This window comes from Mycobacterium sp., assembly GCF_050700595.1.
Taxonomy (GTDB): domain Bacteria; phylum Actinomycetota; class Actinomycetes; order Mycobacteriales; family Mycobacteriaceae; genus Mycobacterium.
In genome coordinates, this window is record NZ_JBOHHI010000092.1 from 1 (window position 1) to 7,318 (window position 7,318).

At 66.3% G+C, this 7,318-nt stretch carries 5 protein-coding genes and 1 pseudogene; 2 read left to right on the forward strand and 4 right to left on the reverse strand.

All coding sequences use genetic code 11. The annotated features are described in order from the left end of the window. The 3 genes and pseudogenes from narY to ACRDTL_RS09220 all read right to left on the reverse strand — a co-directional run. A pseudogene (gene narY / locus ACRDTL_RS09210) lies at positions 1–371 on the reverse strand (nitrate reductase subunit beta); the annotation flags it as partial. Continuing rightward, positions 371–4,078, reverse strand: a complete 3,708-nt coding sequence (locus ACRDTL_RS09215) for a nitrate reductase subunit alpha (protein WP_431506403.1) — start codon at positions 4,076–4,078, stop codon at positions 371–373. The gene ACRDTL_RS09215 and the pseudogene narY, both read right to left, overlap by 1 nt. Before the next feature lie 444 nt (positions 4,079–4,522). Then, positions 4,523–4,915: a (deoxy)nucleoside triphosphate pyrophosphohydrolase gene (locus tag ACRDTL_RS09220; RefSeq protein ID WP_431506404.1), complete on the reverse strand. Its 393-nt coding sequence runs from the start codon at positions 4,913–4,915 to the stop codon at positions 4,523–4,525. A gap of 26 nt (positions 4,916–4,941) precedes the next feature. On the opposite strand from ACRDTL_RS09220, the gene ACRDTL_RS09225 reads away from it, so the two are divergent. Next, positions 4,942–5,226 carry a 4a-hydroxytetrahydrobiopterin dehydratase gene (locus ACRDTL_RS09225; RefSeq protein WP_431506405.1) on the forward strand — a complete coding sequence of 95 codons (285 nt, stop codon included), beginning with the start codon at positions 4,942–4,944 and terminating at the stop codon, positions 5,224–5,226. Here the strand turns inward: ACRDTL_RS09225 and ACRDTL_RS09230 are convergent. Then, the gene (locus tag ACRDTL_RS09230; protein ID WP_431506407.1) at positions 5,213–6,505 is read right to left on the reverse strand and encodes a mannosyltransferase; all 1,293 of its coding nucleotides are present in this window, start codon (positions 6,503–6,505) and stop codon (positions 5,213–5,215) included. The genes ACRDTL_RS09225 and ACRDTL_RS09230 overlap by 14 nt on opposite strands. 125 nt (positions 6,506–6,630) lie before the next feature. On the opposite strand from ACRDTL_RS09230, the gene ACRDTL_RS09235 reads away from it, so the two are divergent. Further along, positions 6,631–7,278: a hypothetical protein gene (locus tag ACRDTL_RS09235; protein ID WP_431506406.1), complete on the forward strand. Its 648-nt coding sequence runs from the start codon at positions 6,631–6,633 to the stop codon at positions 7,276–7,278. Positions 7,279–7,318 lie beyond the last annotated feature (40 nt).

The window sequence follows — 7,318 nt, forward strand, 5'->3', positions numbered from 1 at the left end:
TGCGCGACCGGGAACGTGTCGCCCAGCGGCGCCGAGGTGAGGTTCTCGTAGTCGTAGGTCCACGGCTCGTAATAGTCGTTGATGCCGGGCAGCCTGGGGTTGGCGAAAATCCGCAGCAGCTTGGAAAACCGGCCGCCATCGCGCAACCGCAGCCGGCCCTTCTTGTCGCGCACCCATCCGCCGCGCCAGCGCTCCTGATCCTCGTAAGTTCGCGGATAGCCTTGGCCCGGACGTGTTTCGACGTTGTTGAACCACACGTACTCGGTGCCGGCCCGGTTGGTCCAGGCCTGTTTGCAGGTGACCGAGCAGGTGTGGCAGCCGATGCACTTGTCGAGGTTCATCACCATCGCCATCTGTGCCATGACCCTCATCAGTATTTGACCTCCTGGCTGCGACGGCGCACCACGGTCACCTCGTCGCGCTGGTTGCCGGTCGGGCCCATGTAGTTGAACGCGAATGCGTGCTGGCCGTATCCGCCTGCCAGGTGGCTGGGTTTGATTCGCACCCGGGTCAGGGCGTTGTGGTTGCCGCCGCGTTTACCGGTGGTCTCGGCACGCGGTGTGTCGATGGTGCGTTCGGCCACGTGGTAGACGAACACCACGCCGTCCGGCATCCGCTGCGACACGATGGCGCGGCACACGAAGACGCCGTTGGTGTTAACGGCCTCGACCCAATCGTTGTCGCGCACCCCGATTTTCGCCGCATCGCCCGGGCTCATCCACATCGTCGGACCACCGCGGGACAGCGACAGCATGTACAGGTTGTCCTGATAGGTGGAGTGGAACGACCATTTGGAGTGCGGGGTCAGATACCGCACGGTCAAACCGATGCCGTCGGCGGTCTCACCCAGTGGCGGCGCGCCGTAGAGCCGCGTCATGTCCAGCGGCGGGCGGAACACCGGCAGATGTTCGCCCAGTTCCTCGACCCAATCGTGGGCCAGATAAAAGTGCATCCGTCCGGTCAGCGTGTGGAATGGCTTGAGGTTCTCGATGTTGACGGTGAACGGTGCATAGCGACGGCCGCCGGTTTCGCTGCCCGACCATTCCGGGCTGGTTATCACCGGGACCGGCCGGGCCTGGGTGTCGGCGTAGGTGATGCGCTTTTCTTCGTTGCCCTCGGCCAGGTGCGCCAGCTGCTGACCGGTGCGCTTCTCCAGTTCGCGGAATCCCTCCACGGCGAGTCGGCCGTTGGTCGTCCCGGACAGCAGCAGCACGACGTCGGCCATCCGCGCAGCCGTGGTGATCGCCGGGCGGCCCTGGCCGGCACCGGAATTCATCACCCCGAACTTCGCGGCCAGTTCCTTGACTTCTTGGTGCGGGTGCACGGTGTAGCCCTTGACGGTCAACCCGAATTTGTCGACCAGCGGACCCAGCGTCTGCCACTTGTCGTAGATCGCGGTGTAGTCGCGTTCCACCACGGTCAGTTTGGCCATCGTCTTGCCTGGTACCGGAACCTCACCGGTGTGCAGCCAGTCACGTTCGGTGCCGTCCGGATAGGCCATCGCGTCCGGGGTGTCGTGCTGCAAGGCGGTGAGCACCACGTCGGTGCGGGTGCCCAGATGACGTTTGGCCATCGCGGAGAATGCGCGGGCGATCGCGCCGAATGCGTCGTAGTCGCTGCGGGTTTCCCACGGCGGGTCGGTCGCCGCGGTGAACGAGTGTACGAAGGGGTGCATGTCGGTGCTGGACAGGTCGGCCTTCTCGTACCAGGTCGCCGCCGGCAACACCAGATCCGACACCAGCGTCGTGGAGGTCATCCGGAAGTCGATCGACATCAGTAGATCGAGCTTGCCCTCCGGAATCTCGGTGTCGAAGGCGACGTCGGCCGGCCGCACCCCGTCGCGGGGCGGCTCGCCCAGCACGTTCGAGTCGGTGCCCAGCAGGTGCTTCAGGAAATACTCGCCGCCCTTACCCGACGAGCCGATCAGGTTGGCGCGCCAGACACTGAGCACCCGCGGCCAGTTGGCCGGGTTGTCGGGATCGGTCACGGCCAGCTTGAGCTTGCGCTGCGCAAGTTGTTCGGCGACATATTCGTCGATATCGCGGCCCATGGCTTGGGCCTCGTCGGCGACGTCGAGACTGGACTTATCGAACTGCGGATAAAACGGGCTCCAGCCCATCGCCGTCGCCGAGGCCAACAGGTCCATCGTGTGCTTGCCGTCGAACCGGCCGCGGCCCAGCGGGCTGGTCAACTTGTCCGCGCCGTAGCCGTCGTAGCGCCATTGGTCGGTGTGCGCATACCAATACGACGCACCGGGCACCTGCCGCGGCGGCCGCACCCAGTCGGTGGCCATCGCCATCGTTTGCCAGCCGGTGAGCGGACGCACCTTCTCCTGGCCGACGTAATGGGCCCACCCGCCGCCGTTGCGTCCCATCGACCCGGTCAGCATCAGCAGCGCCAGCACGGCGCGGTAGATGACGTCACCGTGAAACCATTGACAGATTCCGCTGCCCATGATGATCATCGAGCGGCCGCCGGATTCCTCGGCGCTGCGGGCGAATTCCCTGGCGACACGAATGGTTTGGCCGGCTGACACCCCGGTGATGGCCTCCTGCCAGGCCGGTGTGTTAGCCCGGGTGGGATCGTCGTAGCCGGTGGGCCATTCGCCGGGCAACCCGGGGCGCGCCACCCCGTACTGGGCGAGCATCAGGTCGAATACCGTGCACACCAGGTGCTTACCGACACGACGCACCGGCACACCGCGTGCCACGGTCGTGCCCTCGCCGTTGATGGTGTCGAAACTCGGCAGATGTACCAGCGCGGTCTCGTGATCGCCGTCGACGGCCTGCGCGCACTCTACGCTGAGCGCCGGTAGGACATCACCGAGGTCCAGGTTCCACTTGCCGACACCGTCTTCGCCGTAACGGAATCCCAATGAGCCGTAAGGTATGACGACCTTGCCGGTGGCTTCGTCCAACAACGCGGGCTTGAGCCGTGAGTTTTCTACGGTCCCCACGCCTCCGCCGATATCCGCTGCGGTGAGGTTCTTTCCCGGCACCAATGTGTCGCCGCGTTCTTCCAGCTTGATCAGGAACGGCAGGTCGGTGTAGCGGCGCACATAGTCGACGAAGAACGGAACCTGCTTTTGGACATAGCATTCCGAGAGAATCACGTGGCCCATCGCCATGGCCAGCGCCCCGTCGGTACCGGCAGCGCACGCCATCCACTCGTCGGCGAACTTGGTGTTGTCGGCGTAGTCGGGGCTCACTGTCACCACCTTGGTACCGCGGTAACGAGCCTCGGCCATCCAGTGCGCGTCGGGGGTCCGGGTGATCGGGACGTTGGAGCCCCACATCATCAAATACGCTGCGTCCCACCAATCCCCGGACTCCGGCACATCGGTCTGGTCGCCGAACACCTGAGGCGAGGCCACCGGAAGGTCGGCGTACCAGTCGTAGAACGACGTCATGGCGCCGCCGATCAGCTCGAAGAACCGCGAGCCGGCGGCATACGAGACCATCGACATGGCCGGGATCGGTGAGAAGCCGGCGACCCGGTCCGGGCCATAGGTCTTGATGGTGTGCACGTGGGCCGCGGCGATTATCTCGGTGGCTTCGGCCCAGGTAATTCGAACAAGTCCACCCTTGCCGCGGGCCCGCTGATAACGGCGCCGGCGCTCGGGATCGGCCTGGATGTCGGCCCAGGCCAGCACCGGATCGCCGAGTCGGGACTTGGCTTCCCGATACATTTCGACGAGCAGGCCTCGCGCGTACGGATAGCGCACTCGGGTCGGCGAATAGCTGTACCAGGAGAACGACGCGCCGCGGGGACAACCGCGGGGCTCGTACTCCGGCCGGTCCGGACCCACCGACGGGTAGTCGGTCTGCTGGGTTTCCCAGGTGATGATGCCGTCTTTGACGTAGATCTTCCACGAGCACGACCCGGTGCAATTGACCCCGTGCGTCGAGCGCACCACCTTGTCGTGGCTCCACCGGTCCCGATAGAACACGTCGGCCTCGCGGCCGCCGCGCCGGGTGACCGTGCGCAGGTCGGCGGAGAACTCGCCGGGCGTGAAGAAGCGGCCGCTGCGCTCCAACAACTCCTCGAGAGAGCCGCCGACGCGGGGCGTGACAGTCAAGGACCGGACCTCCTTATCAGTTGCGGCGCGCCTCGTCGCCGGGCCCCACGCGTGCTGCTCTGTTGTCGTGCCTCCGGGATTGGTCAGCGACTCGACGGCGATCTCGCCGACCCCTCCGACCAGGCCCGGTGTGGCCATCACCGTCGGCGGCCCCCACATTGGTCAGCAACCGGCCACCAGCATAGGTGGCAGCGGTCGAAGCGACCACGCGGGCAGTCGAGACCCTGTTAGTAACCGACGCCGAATTGCCGCCTCGGCGCGTACCGGCATCGTGCCTGGTCGCGGTGCCCACATGTCACAGGAAACCATCCGGAAAGCTACCGACATCACATGTGAAAGTTAATGTTCCGATGGCTTTATTAAAATCATGTGACGGCGCTTTGCGCGTTGAGAATGCTGTCTCTTTTCTGGGAAATTGCTGTGCGCAGTGAATTACCGTCCGGCTCATCGCGTTCCGAGCGCCCGGGTCAATGCCGGGAGCCAACCCCGGTCGGCGGGCACCCAATCGAGATCGGGTAGCTCGGCCGCCGTCACCCAACGCAGTGCGCTGTGGTCGTGCGGGTGTGGTACTCCGCCGAGCAGGCTCACCCGGTATGCCCGCAGCGTCGTTGTGGGGTTCAGCGCAATGTCGTCACCCAGTCGTTCCCGGACCTCGATGGCAACACCGAGTTCCTCGGCCAGTTCCCTGGTAAGCGCGTCGGACTCGGTTTCACCGGGTGCTACCTTGCCGCCGGGCAGTTCCCAGCAGCCGGCCAATTCCGGCGGCCTGCGGCGTTGCGCCACCAGAACCGTGCAGTCGCAGATGACGGCTCCGGCGACAACGATCTGGTTCGGCATGGCGAGTGACGGTATACCGTCGAGGTATGGCTGTGTTAACCGATGAGCAAGTCGACGCCGCGCTGCCCGAACTCAACGGCTGGAAACGTGCCGAGGGCGCGGTGCGCCGATCGATCAAGTTCCCGTCCTTCCTTGCCGGCATCGACGCCGTACGCCGGGTAGCCGAGCACGCGGAAGCCAAAGATCACCACCCGGACATCGATATCCGTTGGCGTACGGTGACTTTCGCGTTGGTGACGCACTCTGCGGGCGGGATCACGCAAAACGACATCGCGATGGCCCGCGATATCGACGGGATCATCGGGCAGTAGCTGCTTTCGATCCTCGACGCGCGGTCGCCGCGATCCAGGCCAGGGTCGCCAGCGTCGCCACGATGTAGACGAGCCCGCCCCAGGCCAGATACCACGGCCGGCTGCTCTGCCAGATCGTCGGCTGGGCGAAGCTGAGCAGCCAGGGCACGCCGACGATGGTCAGCGCCAGCCACCCCCAGCCGAGGATCTGCGCGCCGCGGCGTTTGCACAGCGGCCCATGAATCAGCCAGATCATCAACGGCACCAGCCACACCCAGTGATGTGTCCACGAAATCGGCGAGAGCAGCAGCCCGAACAATTCGACCACCAACAGCAGGCCGAGGCGGTCGGTGTCGGCGTGGGTGTTCAGTGCCCGCCAGGCCAGGAGTGCCAGTATCGCGGTGATCGCGATTGCGGCCAGCACCAGCGGGCTATGGCCGGAGTCATGGCCGAAGATCCGACAGATACCGCCGCGCCAGGACTGGTTGAACGTCGTACAGATCGGCCCCACCCGGTTGGTGTCGCGGATCAGGTCGGTGAAGTAGTAGCGGGCCTGATCGCCGACGACCAGCGCCGACAATGCGACGGTGACGCAGAAGACGACGGCCGAGAACACCGCGGCGGCCCAGCGCCGGACACCGACGAAATAGAGGCCGGTGATCGCCGGCGTCAGCTTCACACCCGCCGCCAAGCCGACCAGCAGACCGGATAACCACCACCGCGTGGTGTAGACCGCCCACAGGCCGGCCAGCACCAGTATTACGTTGACCTGCCCGTAGTCGAAGGTGCCGCGCAGCGGCTCGAGCCAGATTGCGACCGCGGTCCACACCATCGCAACGCGGTGGCCTGCACCGGCCGGGACGCCGAGCAGGCGCTGGCTGATCCGCACCACCCCGTACAGGGCCGCCATCGTCCCGATCTGCCAGCAGAACGCAACCAGGCCGAACGGCAGCAGGTGCAGCGGGTAGAACACGACCGCCGCGAACGGCGGGTAGGTGAACGGCAGCGGGAAATCCGGCGTCTGGTCGGCGTAGACGTAGCTGTACAGGGTGCCGGGGTGGTCGATCGCGGCTGCACCGCCGATATAGACGTGCAGGTCGACGAAGTTGGCGCCGTTGGGCGCCAGGTAGGTCCAGGCCAACCGCGCCGCGACGCTCAAGACCAGTAGCACCGGCCCGGCAGCGGTCCGCCAAATCGCCCGCCGGCGGGTGGTAGCTGCCGCCGGAGCGGCCGAGGTCGTGTCTATCTGTCCGACTTTAGCGAGGCCTCGGTGACTGCGGGTTACGACGGCTACCGGCAGCGCTCGCGGTCACCGTGACCGCTCGGCTGCGTAACGATTAAATAACCGCCACACGTGTCACTTGAGTCACTTCAGTATCGCGCGAACTATCGAGCGAGACCCGTCGTCGAAACACAGGGAGAGCCATGCCAACCATCTGGACGTTGTTCCGCGCCACGGCCGTCGTAGCCGGTTCGTCGGCCGCACTAGTTTCCGGCGGTTTGTTGGGTACAGCCCACGCCGATCCGGCGCCGCCGGTGCCGGTCCCCAACATGGGGCAACAACTCGTCAACGCCGCCGCCAATGCGCCACAGATGCTCCAGAGCCTCGCGACGGCCCTCGGAGCCAAGCCGCCGGCGCCCGCCACGCCGCCGCCGCTGGCCGGTGTGGCGCTGCAGCCACCGCACCTCCCGCCGTCCGCAGCCACGCCGGGCGCGGCCTCCCCGCTCCCCGGCCCGGCTTCGCTGCTTCCCGGCGCGAACTCGCTAGTTCCCGGCGCGAACTCGTTGCTTCCCGGCGCAACCCCCGCCGCTCCGGCGGGCATTCCCGGGCTGAGCCCGACGGCGACCGGACCGGCGCAACTGGTGCCGTCGGCGCAGGTCGACCTGCCGCAGTTGCCGTTCATGCCGGTGCCGCTGCCGCAGCAGATGTCGCTGCCCGGCGACTTGGCGTCGCTCACGCCGGGCGGTGTCCCGCACGGCATCCAACCGGGCCCGCCTGCCGTATCAGCTCCGGGCGTGGCGTCGGCCGCGCCCAGCAACCCGTTGCTTATACCGCTTTCCGCACTGCCCTGACACGCACGGTTAGCCGGCCCACCCGGGGTGGCCGGCTAAC

Bases quoted from the DNA above. Each gene is read 5' to 3' on its own strand.
- ACRDTL_RS09235 (WP_431506406.1), top strand. From the start codon at position 6,631: ATGCCAACCATCTGGACGTTGTTCCGCGCCACGGCCGTCGTAGCCGGT.
- ACRDTL_RS09225 (WP_431506405.1), top strand. From the start codon at position 4,942: ATGGCTGTGTTAACCGATGAGCAAGTCGACGCCGCGCTGCCCGAACTC.
- ACRDTL_RS09220 (WP_431506404.1), bottom strand. From the start codon at position 4,915: ATGCCGAACCAGATCGTTGTCGCCGGAGCCGTCATCTGCGACTGCACG.